Source organism: Veillonellaceae bacterium (assembly GCA_012523975.1).
Taxonomy (GTDB): domain Bacteria; phylum Bacillota; class Negativicutes; order JAAYSF01; family JAAYSF01; genus JAAYSF01.
Window position 1 is genome coordinate 1 of the sequence record JAAYSF010000079.1, and the last position, 15,709, is coordinate 15,709.

Here is a 15,709-nt window from a genome sequence, read left to right on the forward strand (position 1 = left end):
GTCAGACTCCGGTCCGTTCGACTTGCATGTGTTAAGCACGCCGCCAGCGTTCGTCCTGAGCCAGGATCAAACTCTCCAATAAAGTTATATTATTGGAGCCTTGATGGCTCTTATAATCAATAAAGAATTTATTAGTTGTGCTTCGAAAAGCACCGCACATCTGGCATATTGTTTAACCTTACATTGTTCAGTTTTCAAGGAGCATCATCGTTATATACTTCAATAACCAAGCAACAATCAAGAATATGTGTGATTTGTTGAACTGACGACTTTTATATGTTAACACATATAAAAGTAATTGTCAACAGACTTCTTAACTTTGTGTTGTTTTATGTCTATAACGTGAAGAATATTACCACAAATAAACTTCTTGTGTCAATATTATCGTATTGAACAACTGTTACGAATCTCTATCAATGTTGATTAGAATTTGGCTGTTGATTATTCTCATGCCCATTTCCTGCAAATTCATTGGCTAATGGGAAAGGAAACTGAACATACGTACTTGGCACCTCGCCAACAACTACATACTCAGCAATTGGCACTTGGGTATTAACCATTACACTTTTACTTACAAGTGGAACCACAATTCTTATTTGGGTAGTCGTTACTAAGTAAACCATATGCCGCGTTTGGTTAATACCGGCTTGTTCAAAATTATCTACTACTTTAACCTGTACTGTTCCGATTGGAATGATTGTTACAGTAATTTTGGGCCCCATACTGGCTAAAAGTTGACTGCCTAAAACTTGACCAATCGGAATACTGATTTTTTCATGACCAATCTGTTTTAATACCTCTTGGACTTTAATAGTTGTATCAGCTGCTAGTTTATTAAACTCCATTGTATTAGGCTGAATTAATACAACTCTGCCCCGACTGTCAACTTTCACAATCACTAGAGTCTGTGGATCAATACTGCGGCTTACATAGTCATTAATTACATTATTTATAGCCTCTGTCGCAATTAATGTAGCCTTTGCCTCAGCAATAGCTAGAAGCGTTGGCTTTAAATTAGTCTCCATCACCCAGAAGCTATATACAAATAACGATATAATCAATATCAATGCCAAAGTCATCGTTGGTATTTTTCGCTTTTTACGCACCGCAAATCTCATCAATACTTCCTCCCCAGATTGCAGATTGCTCACTGAGTAGACTTAAAGTTTTAGGCTCATTCATTATATGGCCCACGTTGATTATTTGTGAATAAAAAAAATTGCGACCTTTTGGTAGCAACTCTTATTTTATGCTGAGAAGACAATTTTCGGCAAGCCTTCGCTTACCATTTTTGAATTGACAAAGCGTTGATTTTTTCAATTAGTTCGCTTTGGGGGCAGGATTTCCGCTATATCGCGTTTAATTAATTTTAACTGCTGATCCAGAAGTACATACAGTACCTCCAAAGTAAATTCAAAAGCAAATATTTACAATTTTAGCCGATTATATAATGTCGCTAAAATTCTAAAGGATTCTATAATCAATAACACTATCGACTTTTTATGATATAATAACCTTTATATGATTCATAGTAGGAGGATGACCATGCAGAATGATAACAGCGGCGCTCGAAGAAAAGGCAGTCGCTCTTCGAAGAAGTCTCGCTTTAATATTACTCTTATTTTGCTTACCGTAATTATTGTCCTTGTAACTGGCGCCGGACTTGGTTTCATAGCAGCTAGTTTTAGTACCCTCCCTAGCTTAAAAGGCGATATTCGTCCAGCTGCTGCTTCGCAGATTTATGATATTAATGGCAAGTTAATCGCTACAACCAAATCAGTTGAAAACCGTATTCCGGTACCGATAAGCAAAGTGCCAAAGAATTTGCAGCATGCTTTTGTTGCGGTTGAGGACGTTCGTTTCTATCAACATGCCGGTATTGATCCGCGAGGAATCCTGCGTGCGGCTTGGTCTAATCTAGCTAATCGTGGCGTTTCTGAGGGTGGTAGCACAATTACACAGCAGTTGGCAAAGAACGCTTTACTGTCACAAGAACGTACACTAAAGCGAAAAATCCAAGAAGCTTTTTTAGCTATACAAATTGAACGCCAATATACAAAGAATGAAATTTTAGAACTCTATCTGAACCAAATATATTTCGGCCAAGGCGCATATGGAGTTCAAGCTGCTGCCCATGTATACTTCGGAAAGAACGTTGAAGATTTGACTCTTGCCGAAAGCGCAATGCTAGCTGGCATACCAAAAAGTCCTAATTATTTCTCGCCTTTTAACAACTTGAAGGCAGCAACCGAACGCCAGCATACAGTCCTTGATCAAATGGTTAAATATGAATATATTGACCAAACAACTGCAAATAAGGCAAAAAATACAAAACTAAAATTAGCAGCACGTTCTGGCTCAGGAGGTAACTCATCAACTGCGTCTTACTTTGTAGACTACGTCACACAGCAAGTAATGGAAAAGTATGGGGCCGATTCAGTCTACAAAGATGGCTTAAAAATTTATACTACGCTTGACTACGATATGCAAATTGCGGCAGAGCAAGCTATGAGCAAACTACCGGCAGCAAGGAAAGATAGTAATGGTATAAAACAGCCACAAGGGGCTTTAGTGGCAATAGATCCTCATAATGGCCATATAAAGGCTATGGTTGGAGGCCGCGGCGACGATGAATTTAATCGCGCTGTTATGGCTGAGCGCCAGCCAGGTTCTGCATTTAAACCGTTTGTCTTTCTAGCAGCAATAGAAAGCGGGTTAGATTCTGCTTCAATAATTAGTGATACTCCTGTTACATTCGGCGACTGGTCACCACAGAACTATAACGGCAAGTTTAATGGCAACGTTACACTCAGAACGGCAGTAGAGCGTTCACTTAATGTTCCGGCAGTAAAATTAGCCCAGCAAGTAGGCGTTGACAAACCGCTTTACTATGCGCAGCAGCTCGGAATTTCAACCCTAGTCCTTCAAGGTTCTATCAACGATAGAAATCTTGCCTCTTCTTTAGGTGGCTTAACTCGGGGTGTAACACCACTAGAAATAGCTAGCGCCTTTGGCGTTATAGCCAACCAGGGCGTAAAAGCTGAACCGATTGCAATCATTAAAATACTTGATCGCAATGGTAAAGTTCTTGAGCAGCGTACAACTAGGGAAAAAGCTGTAATTAGCGAACGAAGTGCATATATATTACTTGACATGATGCGCGGTGTTATCACAAAAGGTACTGGTACTGCCGCCAACATCGGCCGGCCAGCGGCAGGTAAAACAGGTACTACTAATGATTACAAAGATGCATGGTTTGTTGGTTTTACTCCCGATATCGTGGCATCAGTCTGGATTGGGTATGACAATGATGGATATTTAAATGGAATAACCGGAGGAACTATACCAGCGGATATCTGGCGTTCTTTTATGATTAACGCATGTTCCAAACTCCCCGTAAGAGACTTTATTAAGCCCGCCGGCTTGATTATACCAGAACCTCCTAAGCTCGATGAAAAAACTGATAAAGAAACCGATAAAGAAACCGATGACCCCGCTAAGGCAGATAATAAATCACCACAGACTAAGAAAAAAGACGAGAAAGATAGTAAACAGAAAGATAAAGATTTGGAAGTAAAACCCGAGCTGAATGATTCCAAAGACAAAGCTTTGCCGCCCCCGCCAAAACCGGAAAAGGCTAAATTACCGAAGACAGCAGAAAAGTCTGATGATAACAAAAAATAATTTAAAAAAACACGCGTTTTTACGCGTGTTTTTTTTGTTATTGCATATACATTACTATAAACCAGTCGGAGAATCGTCTTCAAAGAAGAACAGTAGGATTATAATTATAATGATAATCCAGATTCCACTACCATTGCCGAACCCACAGCCGCCAAATCCACGAGCCATAATTAATCCTCCTCTCTTTGTTTTCTTCTCAATATTCTTTTTACTTTAATATATGGAGCTACCTAGCATAGGGTTACACCTATAGCTTACTTAAGGAAATACGTTTTCGGCCTCTCCATGCCTTAAGTATCCATGATTATGATAAAGTAGTGTCTTCTTCAGCAAAGAAGAACAGCAGGATAATGATTATAATGATAATCCACCAAGATCCTCCTCCAAATCCACCACAGCCTCTTACCATAACATTACCCCCTTAAGTGTATCTTTTAGGGCGTACTGCCCGCCCTTCTAGTTTAATATATGGATTAAAATATCGAAGTGTTACTGAGCCATTAGTACATTTTTACTGCAATAGCTTTCTAATATGTTTTGGAGCCTCAGAAGCGGCCCTTACTGACTGCATGGTATTTGTCAAGACATCAGTTATCCCGCGAATAGCCTCAATTTTAGTTGTCATAGTGTCAATTCTTCTATCCATCCTAACGTTATCAGATGCCAATGTAAGTATGATGACCAATACTTGAAAAGTAAAGTTAGGATTGTTAACTATTTTTCTAATAAACCCCATATTGCTACTAACTACTGGTTTAGCTATTTTAATCTCTTCCCCATTAGTTTCAGTTAAAAATTCAGACGTACTATTCACATTCTCATTGCTGACACGTTTTAACTTCCGAATATGCTTACGCCTTAATCTCATAATAATCACCCCGTTCTTTGATTAATCTATTCTATTTTAATATATGATCTAAGGTTCCATGATGGTCCAGTTTCTAGGTTGGACACACACAATTTTGGAATGAATGAATAAACTACATAAATTATACGAGATAGAGAAATTAGGAGGGATTCGAATTGTTAGAGCAGGTCGGAAATATGATGGAAATGGTAAAAAAAATTCAACAAAATGTTGAAGAAGTACAAAGCCGTCTAAAAGATGAAAGAGTAGAAGTTTCAACTGGAGATGTAATTAAAATAATAATGAATGGACAACAAGAAGTTGTATCTATCGAATTAAATAGCAAATACTTATCTGCAGGAAATGCTGCTTTACTGCAAGACCTACTAGTAACAACAGTAAATAACGCACTAACAAAGTCCCGCGAACTCAATCAGGTGGCTATGAGCAAATTGGCCGGCGATTTAAACTTGCCCAAAATTCCTGGCCTATTTTAAGGAGGAGGCACAATGTCCGGAGCTATTCCCGAAAAGTCTTTAATGCAGATAATTACTCAAACAATTGATACTTTTACTACTGATGGGAAAAATTACGATACACTTATAAACGTTCTTTCTCTAATTTGCCTAATTACAATCTTGAACAGAAACCACTCTCAACCAGCACAAGTGACAGCAACGGCTGCCGGAAATCCATTGCAAAAGCTATTAGGCGAACTAACCAAGGGAGATGGTCATTCTGGAGGCCCTTCCCCAGATATGCTTATGTCTCTCTTACCACTACTTAACAACCCACAGTTAAAATCTAAGTTAAATCCGTCTAATATTGCTGCAATTATGGGGTTAATAAACAGTATGGGCGGAAATACCAGTGACAAGCAAGAACAGGCTAAGCCGGAAAAGAACACTTCAAAACCAGAAACGAAACAAGATGATCCTACAGCCGCTACTGTAACTGCCTCGGCTCCAGTTCCTCCAGCGGCGGCTGTCATAACCCCAACTGAATCTTCGGTCCAGGTCACAGAAACTGAAGATACAGATCGAAAAGGGTTAGGACGTTATCTTAATTGGAAAACTAATTTTTAAAAACGAAAACGGGCTGTATACATTACGTTTTGTATACAGCCCGTTTTTCGTACTATAAAAGCTTAACAACAGTTGCTCCATCGCCACCCTCATTGACTTCACCTATACTTATATCTCTGACAGCTCGATGATGTTTTAAATATGTTCGTACTCCCTTGCGAAGTGCACCCGTACCTTTTCCATGAATTACAATGACCTGAGTGAGACCATTTAGAACAGCATCATCTAAAAATTTATCCAGAATTGTTTCTGCTTCTTCTACTGTTGTTCCCCTAATGTCTATTTGCCTAGCTATATCCCTAATAGCACTTGAGGAATAACTGTTAGATGTTGCTAGTTTATAACTTTTAGCCCTATCTTGTTTGCTTTCTTCACTAATTATACAAGCAGTTAACGGAACAGTAGCTTTTAGAATTCCAACCTGAACATTAACCTCTTCATCACCTACAGTCAGAACTGTTCCTTTCTGTCTTAGTGTAGTAATATACACTGATGTTCCAGGTTTGAGCAATTCTTTGCTGGGCGGCCTTACAACATCCTCCTCAACACTTATATCGCTCAAGCTGCTTTTTAATCTCTGGCGAGCTTTGTCTATTGCCTGTTGGCGCTCTTTTGCCTGGTTTACATTGAACTGTGCTTTTAGTTCATCGATAATATCTGCAGCCTCACGTCTTGCATTACGCAAAATTAGAGCTGCCTCATCACGCGCCTTGGCCAAAACTGAATTCTTATTTTCGCGAAGATTTTGCACTTCAAGCTGTAGACTTTCTTGATCGGACAAAAGTCGCTGTCGTTCAAGACTTACTTGATCATACATTTGGTTATAAGCACGTTTTTTCGCCTCAAGATCATTGAGCAAGGTCTCTAGATCAGTGTGTTCTTTACTAAGTAATGCTTTTGCCCTTTCAATTATATCCCCTGAAAGCCCCAGCCGACGGCTTATTGCAAAAGCATTGCTTCCGCCAGGAACACCTAGTAGCAGACGATAAGTAGGCCGCAATGTTTGTATATCAAATTCTACGCTTGCATTCTCGATTCCATGTCTAGAATAAGCAAATGTTTTAAGTTCACTATAGTGGGTTGTTACCATTACTCTGGTATCGAGCTTCAGTAAATGCTCAAGGATCGACATAGCCAAGGCAGCGCCTTCTTGAGGATCAGTACCGGCACCAATCTCATCAATTAGTACTAAGTCATTATTAGAAACTCGCGATAATATTTTTACTAAATTTGTCATATGCGCCGAAAAGGTGCTCAAACTCTGTTCTATACTTTGTTCGTCCCCAATATCAGCATAAATATTGTTAAATATCGGCATTTGAGACTCAACGGCAGCAGGAATATAAAGACCAGCTTGAACCATCATAGAAAATAACCCTAATGTCTTTAACGATACAGTCTTGCCGCCAGTATTGGGACCCGTAATTATTAAAATATTAAATTTTTTACCAAGGGAAATATCAATAGGCACAACAACTTCAGTATCAATAAGCGGATGCCGCGCCTGCCGCAATTCCACAACCCCATTGGAGTTAATCATGGGTTTTGTAGCTTTCATATCAATGCTAAGTCTAGCCTTGGCACAAAGCAAATCTATTTTCGCCAACACAGTGCAATTAACCAATAGCGCTGCCGATATTTCGGATATTTTACCGCTAATCATCCGCAGGATACGTTCTACCTCTGACTTTTCAGCAGACATCAGTTGCTTTATATCATTGTTCAGATTAACAATAGCAAGCGGCTCAATAAACACCGTCGCTCCACTTGCAGATTGATCATGAACTATCCCCGGAAAGCTGCTCCGATATTCCTGTTTTATAGGAATAACGTAACGGTCACCGCGAACAGTTACCAAAGTATCTTGAAATAGTTTTTGATATTCACTGGATCGAAGTATACTGTCTAACTTCTCTTTTACTCTTAGCTGCAAATTCCTAATCTCTCGTCTTAGGCGAGTTAATTCTGTACTTGCATCATCTCGGATAGTACCGTGTTCACTGATAGTGTTTTCAATGAGACTCTCAATATAAGGTAATACTGTAACCTGTTCAACTAACGCTGATAATAGACTTATTTCAGCAGGCAACCCTTTAAAAAATACCTTCAGCCTTCTTCCGGCATAAAGAGTACTTCCGATAGCTAATAATTCATCAGGCTCTAATATTGCCTCTAATTGTGCCCGTCTGACTATCCCTCTAATATCACGAATTCCACCTAAAGGGATATTTGGGTATTCGTCAAGAATACGCCTAGCCTCCTCAGTCTCTTTAATTCTAGTTTGAACCTCGGAGTAATCGCTTACAGGTATAAGCTGGTAGGCCAATTCCTTGCCCATTGCTGAACTAGTCCTGCTAGCCAACATTTCTTGCACCTTATTATACTCTAGCGTACGTAAAACTGATAAATCCATCTAATTCTCCCTTATAGAACTCCTCTAAAATAGTGACCTCTAGTTATATCATTCTCGTAACGTTCAAGCAAACCACTATTAGTAAAAACAGGATGTTTCTGACCCTGATCCAAAATATCGCGATAAAGCTTAGTCACCTTACCTATATATTCGACTGTACCTTGCTTCCCTTCAATACGGATTCTGTTTACTCCGATTTCGCCAAACTTAGGCGTATGAGGAATCATACTAAGCTCTTTAGAGTTAAGCACATGCATACGACAATACTGATCAGTGACCAACGGGAATTTTATGCCCTTTCTGTCTTTTAACATATATTGACCGCGCTGACATGCTTGATTACATTGCCCTTTGTGCAACCCGCCAAGATAGCTCCCCATTGTACAGTACTCGGTTACCATCAGTTCCATAAAGCCGTGGACTAAGCATTCTGTTAAAAGCTCACTGCGCCCTACTATGCGTTCAACTTGGGACAAAGTTAATTCTGGCGATAATGTAATACTATTAAATCCTAGCCCTTGGCAAAACTCTACTGCCGCACTGTTATAGATGTTGAGAGAATAATCGCCATGCAACTTTAAATTTAGGTCCCTTGTTAGCTCCAACGTGCCGATATTTAATACACTAACTGCGTCAGGCTCAAGTTCTTTGAAAAGTTCCAAATTACGCCGAACAGCATCTTTCTGCCATTCTTTAATTATGCGAGGTGTTGATAAAATAACTTCCTTTTCTTTTTCACGGGCTAAAGCTACAACTCGCTTATAATCATCATCTGTAGTAGCTTTATGATTATAAGAATCTCCGCCAAACATTATAATGTCAGCACCATTTTCGAGACAGCTAATCGCTTTTTCGACAGTATCGACATTTACAGTTAAATAAGGTTTAGCAGGCTTCTTTACCTTAGAAGTATTTACTTGCGAGTAAAAGCCTATATTTAAATCATCGTTCTCCAGTAACGGACGTCTAAATTTAGCTAAACGAGCTTCCTCCAGTTCTTTAATCGCTCTTCTTCTGGCATCATTAATTTCACTTAAAGGTACCATTACTGGGTCTTCTATCTCACATGTTAGGTTAGCTAACTTAAACATAGTATTACCTAACCGATCAATTTGCTTTGTGATAGTATCAACAGTCAATGGTCGTTTCAATGCAGGCTCAGCAATAAACTCTGTACTCACCTTACTATTATATCCGTCAGCATCAGTTAGCGAAATTATCATTGGCCGCCCTGCAGAAACTTTAACTTCCGCATTTATAGCTATACGCGTCTTCTCATTATGCTCAAAAAAACCGCGTGCACGATCCATTAACTTAGCGTCAAAAACTTTAAAAACTCGATCATTAGCTTTTACTGGAGAGGAAAGCGGTAAAACTACCTCTTTTCGAGCAGGAGCATAAGTTGTTTCCTGCCCGTCAACTATAATTTTAGAAACAGTAGCGCTTACTCGTCCGCCAACCTTTACCCAAAAGTCCAATATATCATTTTGGGATAAGGGTTCGTCCAGCTTTATTGTTACTGTTTTTTTTCGGCTATCATACTGAAGAACGCGGCCTATTCGCACACCGCGGTTATTAGGTCGGCGGTCACTCATCATAAGATGGCCCTGTTTTCCTTTAAGATATGCCGTCGTAAAGTCTCTGTTAAAGATTTGTGCTAAATCTTTTATATCTTGTTGGTCAATTTCATAGTTCCCAGGACTCGCTAAGTAAGAATCTATTGCCCTGCGATATGTATCAACAACAACCGCAACATATTCGGGACGTTTCATACGACCTTCAATTTTGAAAGATTTAACCCCTGCCTGAATAAATTCTGGTATTAACCCCAAAGTATTTAAGTCCTTAGGGCTTAATAAATATTCACCAACGTCTGATCCAGCTAGTACCTCATTATTGTTATCATCTATTAGTGTATATGGTAAACGGCATGGTTGTGCACAACGTCCTCTATTTCCGCTTCTTCCACCAATCATGCTGCTCATCAGACACTGACCAGAATAAGAAATGCATAGCGCCCCATGGACAAATGTTTCGATTTCCGTATCTGTTTTTTCGCAAATGGTCTGAATATCAGAAAGGGATACTTCCCGCGCTAAGACAATTCTTTTAAATCCTAACTCAGTTAGTAATTTTACACCCTCTAAATTATGAATGGTCATCTGCGTACTTGCATGGATAGGCAGGCTAGGAACAACCTCTTTTGCAACTTTTGCAACACCAACGTCCTGCACTATAATTGCATCTACACTGATTTCGTATAAATACCTCAAGTATCTTACAAGTTCTGGTAACTCACTATCATCAACTAAGGTGTTCACGGTAACATAAACCAGAACATTTCGCAGATGAGAAAACCGAACAGCGTCAGCTAATTCCTCATCAGCAAAATTAGATGCATAGGCTCGCGCGCCAAAAGATTTACCTGCCAGATAAACGGCGTCTGCACCAGCTTCAACGGCCGCAATTAAGGCTTCTTTATTTCCTACCGGAGCTAATAGTTCTACCATTGCAACATCTCCTTCGTTATCCACGAGCCTCTGCCCCAAAGACTCCCTCACAATTAAAAGAAGAAGGGAATCCCCCTTCCTCTAGTGCAAATCTTTACTCGTATTGATTTCTTGCTCTTTGTTCGGGGACTTATTAATAGTTTGCTGTTTCACATATTCTGATAAAACATGAACATCAGCCATTAATTGCTCTAACTTAGCTAGCTTTTCCCCCATCGGACTTAACGGATTATCCATCAGATTACTAAAGTAGTTGGCAAAGTCTTCCTTCGTAAGCGGCTCTTTTTCAGTCTTGCGAATTAGTGAAAAAGAACCACAACTTTCCAAACGCGCCAACTTAATATCCTTTAAATTAGTCATATCCATACCCTGGCGATGCAGTTCTTGTCGCAAATCATCGTAGTTAAAACTTGTTTTAGCAAAGTTCTCGCGAATAATCTGACCATCTTTAATTAAAGTAACAGGAGTTCCTTCAAACCACTTTCTTAAAGTTGTGCTTTTGAGCGCTAAATAGGAAATTAGTTGTTGCAAAACAAGCAAAGCTAATAATCCTTCTATCCCCGCAATTATTGTCTGAGATCTATCCATTGATGCAGTGACGATTATATCGCCTATTCCTACCATTAAAACAAAATCGAAAGGCGAAAATTGCCCAACTGTCCGATTACCCATTAAACGAACGACAACAAGAGCTACACCAAGCAGGATAATCATATGTAACAAAACTTGTCCGAGCTCAGCAATATCCACCACACATCCCCCTTTAACTATATTATTGGTTGGGGGAGTATTTTTTATTTAACTTCTTTGACCATTTGTACGATTTGATTAAAATCATTCTCTAAACGCAGGTAATCGTCCGCAAGGTTTAACGCGGCCAATACAGCTATCTTCGTAGGGGAGAGAAAAGCATTATTCTTTGCTATCTCTTTCATTTTTGCGTCAACTAACGCTGCAATCATTTTAACACGTTCAGCTTCAAGATCTCCTTTAAGCGCATATGATTCGCCATATACTTCAACTGTTACTTTACACTGCTTATCAGCCATATTTTCACCCAATATATCTAATGATTAGTATTAATTTCGACCTCTTAATTGCAAATCCTGCATTATTATTAAATTAAAAAACAGCTTATGCTAATGCATAAACTGCTTTTTAGCTTACGCCCCTTTACTTGCTTCCTCAGTCTTGTTAAGCGCGCTGTTGCGGTAGCTGTATACAAAGTATACTACAACGCCGAGTACTGACCAAATGCCAAAGCGCATCCAAGTATCTAACGGCAGATTATACATTAAATATCCACAGAACAATACAGCTAAAGGTGCTACTGCCCAAACAGCAGGACATCTAAACGGACGTTCAACATCCGGTTTAGTTATACGCATTACAGCAACCCCGACAGCCGCTACGCAGAAGGCGAATAGCGTGCCGATGTTAGTTAGTTCAGCAATGAGGCCTATTGGCAAGAAGCCAGCAATTAATGCAACCGCAATACCTGCCACAATCGTAATGACGTGAGGAGTACCATACTTAGGATGGATTTTGCAAATACTAGCAGGAATAAGGCCATCACGAGACATAGCAAAGAATACACGCGTCTGACCATACATTAAAACCAACAGAACTGTTGTAATACCGCAAATCGCTCCGGTACCAACCAATGCTGAACCTATATTATAACCAATATGTCTCAAGGCAAAAGCTACAGGTTCTGCATTATTAAGCTGATGATACGGAACCACGCCTGTAAGAACAGCGGCAACAGCAATGTACAGAACGGTACATACAAGAAGCGAACCTACGATACCAATCGGAAGATCTCGATTCGGGTTTTTACATTCTTCAGCGGCTGTAGCAACAGCGTCAAAACCGATATAGGCAAAAAATACGATTGCAGCGCCTGCAGCTACACCCGAGAAGCCAAACGGCATTAGTGGTGACCAGTTAGCAACATTTACTTTAGGGCCGGCAAGAGCCAAAAAGATGAATACAGCGGCAAGCTTAATAAAAACAAGTATTCTGTTTAAATTAGCGCTTTCTTTGGTTCCTAGCACAAGAAGCCAAGTTATGAATAGCGCGATAAACATTGCCGGTAAATTAACAATGCCACCGTCCGCTGGCACAGCAGTATATGCCGTAGATAGTTCAATACCACCTGATTTTAATAATCCGACGACATAGCCCGACCAACCGGCCGCAACAGCACTTGAACCGACAGAGTACTCCAGAACAAGATTCCACCCGACAATCCAAGCAAAGAACTCACCCAACGCGGCGTACGTATAAGTATATGCACTACCTGAAATAGGAACAATGGACGCCAATTCAGCATACGCCAAGGCCGCAAATGTACAAGCTAATCCAGAAAGTATAAAAGATAGCATAATACCAGGTCCTGCATATTTCGCAGCTGCTACACCAGTTAAAACAAAAATACCGGTGCCGACAATACATCCGATGCCTAGCAACACTAGGTCAGTAGCACCCAACGTTTTCTTAAGTGCAACTCTCTCAGCGCCAGCTTTAAGCATTTCAATACTCTTAGTTCGAAAAATATCCATATACCCCCACCTTCTTTTTGCAAAATGTAGGGGACGATACAAAAAATAAGACCGAGCCCCAAGGGTCGGTCTCTAAGAAACAGATCGTTCCCCTGGTTAACAGTGTAACACAGGCATTACGATCCGTAAAGAGGGTTTTGTATGTTTGCGATGGACAATTATAGACTATTTTCGGAGTTTAGCCGCAAATTTCTCTTTCAGGCAAACAATTATCCTTTTGTGGTATTCATCCACTTCAGCATCTGTCAATGTCCTATCTTGAGCCTGGAAGGTGAGCGAATACGCCATACTTTTAGCTCCAGCCGGCACCTGTTCACCCGTATAAAGATCAAATAAAGTAAGCGATCTCATTAATGGTCCCGCAGCATTTATAATTGCCGCCTCTACCTCACTTGCAGAAACTTCGACTGGCAAAATTACTGCTAAGTCACGATTAATAGCCGGAAACTTAGGTAACTGACTATAGGCATTAACAAGATTAGCTTTTTTAGCGATAGTCTCCATGTCTATTTCAAATAAATAGACCTTGCGGTTAATACCAAAAGCATCTAAAACTTTTGGATGAACCTCGCCGACTATTGCAATAAGCTCTTCGTTTTGAAAAAATTGAGCTGTTTTCCCTGGATGAAGTGAATAGTGCTGACCTAGGCAAACTTCATAATTCTCTATTCCTAATCCATTCAGAATTACTTCCACATCACCTTTGGCATCATAGAAATCAACACTTTCTCGGGATAAATTCCAGGATAGTTGATTTTTGCTGCCCACAAGCGCACCGCAAAGCTTAAGATGCTCGTTTGGCAATGCTTCCAGCGGTAGTTCTTTTGGCCAATATACTGCGCCCACCTCATAAATCTTCATATCTTCATTTTTGCGTGATAGATTATAAACAATAGTTTGCAGCAGTCCAGCGGTTAATGTGGTCCTAAGAATTGGAAACTCATCCGTTATCGGATTTAATACAGTGATAGCATTACGCAGCGGACTTTGTTCAGGGATATTCAATTTATCAAACACCTGCGGGTGAGAAAAACTATATGATATAATTTCGTCAAAACCTGCACCTAGCATTATATTTTTGACAGTGCTGATAATTGACTGGGTATAATCCTGGCTGCCGCGACTCATATCTCCAAAAGGCGTAGTTGATGGAATGTTATTGTAACCATAAATGCGGGCAATTTCCTCAGCAATGTCGGCGGTCCCACTTACATCACCACGCCAAGTTGGTACGGTAACTAACAGTTTTTCTTGATCTGCTTCGATTTGAAATTCTAACCGTTTCAATATGTCAACTATTACTTTTTGCTCAACTGACGTTCCTAAATGGTTATTAATTTGATCAGCTGTAAATTGAACTTGTTTAGGAAGTAATACATTCGGATAGTTATCTATTACGCCTTCGCACACTTTACAAGCGCCCATATCCTCTAAAAGTTTAGCCGCACGGTCTAATGCTCTAATTATATTAGCAGCATCTACGCCTCGTTCAAACCGGCCGGAAGCCTCTGATCTCAGGCCAAGCGCCCGTGAAGTTCTTCTTATACTAGCGCCATTAAATACAGCACATTCAAGCAGCACTGTTTGCGTACGATTAGTTACTTCAGTAGCTAATCCGCCCATAATACCGGCAATACCGACTGCCTGAACCGCATCAGCGATAACCAGCATCTCAGGCGAGAGTTCACGTTTCTGACCATCTAAAGTAGTCAGACGCTCCCCTGGCATAGCTTTTCTGACAACAATGCTATGTTTGGCTAACAGATCATAGTCATAGGCATGCATTGGCAGTCCCATCTCGAGCATTACAAAATTCGTAACATCGACAATATTGTTAATTGGACGCATCCCGGCTGCTTGCAGGCGATGCTGCATCCAGGCAGGTGATGGGCCAACTTTAATATCTCTTAGAATCCTACAGGCAAATCTTGGGCAAAGTGATGTATCGTCAATACTAACAGTAGCCAAGCTGCTTGCTTTTGTCTCATCAGCCTCTCGAACATTAACCATTGGCTTCTTTAAGATGCCGCCAGTTAATACGGCAATTTCTCTAGCCAAACCAAGCATACTGAAACAGTCTGCCCGGTTGGCAGTCAATTCGAATTCAAATACTATATCATTAAGTCCGAGCACTTCTTTAATGTCTAAACCAAGTTCCGTATCTTCAGGCAGTATATAGATACCACCTCTTGCATCTTGAGAAATCAGCTTGCTGTCAATACCAAGTTCAACAGCCGAACACATCATGCCAAACGAGGTAATGCCGCGCAAATCACTTGCCGTAATTTTAACATCATTTGGCAGTGATGCTCCGACTAAAGCAACCGGTATAATGTCGTTCTCTTTTATATTCTTAGCACCAGTTACAATAGTAACAACTTCTTTACCAACATCGACAGCACATACCGAAAGTTTGTCCGCATTTGGATGTTGTGTAATCGAAGTGATTTTACCGGTTACTACATTATTGATATCTTTCCCTAGATCTTCAATAGTCTCAACAGATACGCCAGCCATTGTAAGCATCTCAGCTAATTCAGCCGGTGTTTCTTTAAAATCAACATAATCTTTAAGCCATTTTATCGACGCGAGCATATTTCATCCCC

General features: G+C 40.1%; 11 protein-coding genes and 1 other annotated feature. Of the genes, 3 read left to right on the forward strand and 8 right to left on the reverse strand.

The genetic code is table 11. The features are described 5' to 3' along the window. Window positions 1–6: 6 nt before the first annotated feature. Window positions 7–84: a sequence feature (possible 16S ribosomal RNA but 16S or 23S rRNA prediction is too short), on the reverse strand. 329 nt (window positions 85–413) lie between these two features. Further along, window positions 414–1,118: a sporulation protein YunB gene (yunB, locus tag GX348_10965; GenBank protein NLP42681.1), complete on the reverse strand. Its 705-nt coding sequence runs from the start codon at window positions 1,116–1,118 to the stop codon at window positions 414–416. A gap of 427 nt (window positions 1,119–1,545) precedes the next feature. On the opposite strand from yunB, the gene GX348_10970 reads away from it, so the two are divergent. Then, complete coding sequence (locus GX348_10970) at window positions 1,546–3,684, forward strand: penicillin-binding protein 1A (GenBank protein NLP42682.1); 2,139 nt, start codon at window positions 1,546–1,548, stop codon at window positions 3,682–3,684. Between the two features lie 511 nt (window positions 3,685–4,195). Here GX348_10970 and GX348_10975 read toward each other — a convergent pair. Continuing rightward, complete coding sequence (locus GX348_10975) at window positions 4,196–4,552, reverse strand: hypothetical protein (protein ID NLP42683.1); 357 nt, start codon at window positions 4,550–4,552, stop codon at window positions 4,196–4,198. Window positions 4,553–4,707: 155 nt separating this feature from the next. Here GX348_10975 and GX348_10980 point away from each other — a divergent pair, with 155 nt between their 5' ends. Both GX348_10980 and GX348_10985 read left to right on the forward strand, forming a co-directional pair. Further along, on the forward strand, window positions 4,708–5,028 hold the full coding sequence (locus GX348_10980; GenBank protein NLP42684.1) for a YbaB/EbfC family nucleoid-associated protein: 321 nt from the start codon (window positions 4,708–4,710) through the stop codon (window positions 5,026–5,028). Between the two features lie 12 nt (window positions 5,029–5,040). After that, on the forward strand, window positions 5,041–5,616 hold the full coding sequence (locus tag GX348_10985) for a hypothetical protein (GenBank protein ID NLP42685.1): 576 nt from the start codon (window positions 5,041–5,043) through the stop codon (window positions 5,614–5,616). Window positions 5,617–5,668: 52 nt separating this feature from the next. On the opposite strand, the gene GX348_10990 is transcribed toward GX348_10985, so the two are convergent. The 6 genes from GX348_10990 to GX348_11015 all read right to left on the reverse strand — a co-directional run bounded on the left by GX348_10990 (window position 5,669) and on the right by GX348_11015 (window position 15,698). Continuing rightward, the gene (locus tag GX348_10990; GenBank protein NLP42686.1) at window positions 5,669–8,029 is read right to left on the reverse strand and encodes an endonuclease MutS2; all 2,361 of its coding nucleotides are present in this window, start codon (window positions 8,027–8,029) and stop codon (window positions 5,669–5,671) included. 11 nt (window positions 8,030–8,040) lie between these two features. After that, the gene (locus tag GX348_10995; protein NLP42687.1) at window positions 8,041–10,539 is read right to left on the reverse strand and encodes a peptidase U32; all 2,499 of its coding nucleotides are present in this window, start codon (window positions 10,537–10,539) and stop codon (window positions 8,041–8,043) included. Window positions 10,540–10,620: 81 nt separating this feature from the next. Then, window positions 10,621–11,292: a DUF421 domain-containing protein gene (locus GX348_11000; protein NLP42688.1), complete on the reverse strand. Its 672-nt coding sequence runs from the start codon at window positions 11,290–11,292 to the stop codon at window positions 10,621–10,623. Between the two features lie 41 nt (window positions 11,293–11,333). Further along, the gene (zapA, locus tag GX348_11005) at window positions 11,334–11,588 is read right to left on the reverse strand and encodes a cell division protein ZapA (protein NLP42689.1); all 255 of its coding nucleotides are present in this window, start codon (window positions 11,586–11,588) and stop codon (window positions 11,334–11,336) included. Between the two features lie 114 nt (window positions 11,589–11,702). Next, window positions 11,703–13,103, reverse strand: coding sequence for an amino acid permease (locus tag GX348_11010; GenBank protein ID NLP42690.1), 1,401 nt, complete (start codon window positions 13,101–13,103; stop codon window positions 11,703–11,705). A gap of 165 nt (window positions 13,104–13,268) precedes the next feature. Further along, window positions 13,269–15,698: a phenylalanine--tRNA ligase subunit beta gene (locus GX348_11015; GenBank protein NLP42691.1), complete on the reverse strand. Its 2,430-nt coding sequence runs from the start codon at window positions 15,696–15,698 to the stop codon at window positions 13,269–13,271. Window positions 15,699–15,709: the final 11 nt, after the last annotated feature.

Coding starts and splice junctions, on each gene's coding strand:
- yunB (NLP42681.1), bottom strand. CDS start 1,118: ATGAGATTTGCGGTGCGTAAAAAGCGAAAAATACCAACGATGACTTTG.
- GX348_10970 (NLP42682.1), top strand. CDS start 1,546: ATGCAGAATGATAACAGCGGCGCTCGAAGAAAAGGCAGTCGCTCTTCG.
- GX348_10975 (NLP42683.1), bottom strand. CDS start 4,552: ATGAGATTAAGGCGTAAGCATATTCGGAAGTTAAAACGTGTCAGCAAT.
- GX348_10985 (NLP42685.1), top strand. CDS start 5,041: ATGTCCGGAGCTATTCCCGAAAAGTCTTTAATGCAGATAATTACTCAA.
- GX348_10990 (NLP42686.1), bottom strand. CDS start 8,029: ATGGATTTATCAGTTTTACGTACGCTAGAGTATAATAAGGTGCAAGAA.
- GX348_10995 (NLP42687.1), bottom strand. CDS start 10,539: ATGGTAGAACTATTAGCTCCGGTAGGAAATAAAGAAGCCTTAATTGCG.
- zapA (NLP42689.1), bottom strand. CDS start 11,588: ATGGCTGATAAGCAGTGTAAAGTAACAGTTGAAGTATATGGCGAATCA.
- GX348_11010 (NLP42690.1), bottom strand. CDS start 13,103: ATGGATATTTTTCGAACTAAGAGTATTGAAATGCTTAAAGCTGGCGCT.
- GX348_11015 (NLP42691.1), bottom strand. CDS start 15,698: ATGCTCGCGTCGATAAAATGGCTTAAAGATTATGTTGATTTTAAAGAA.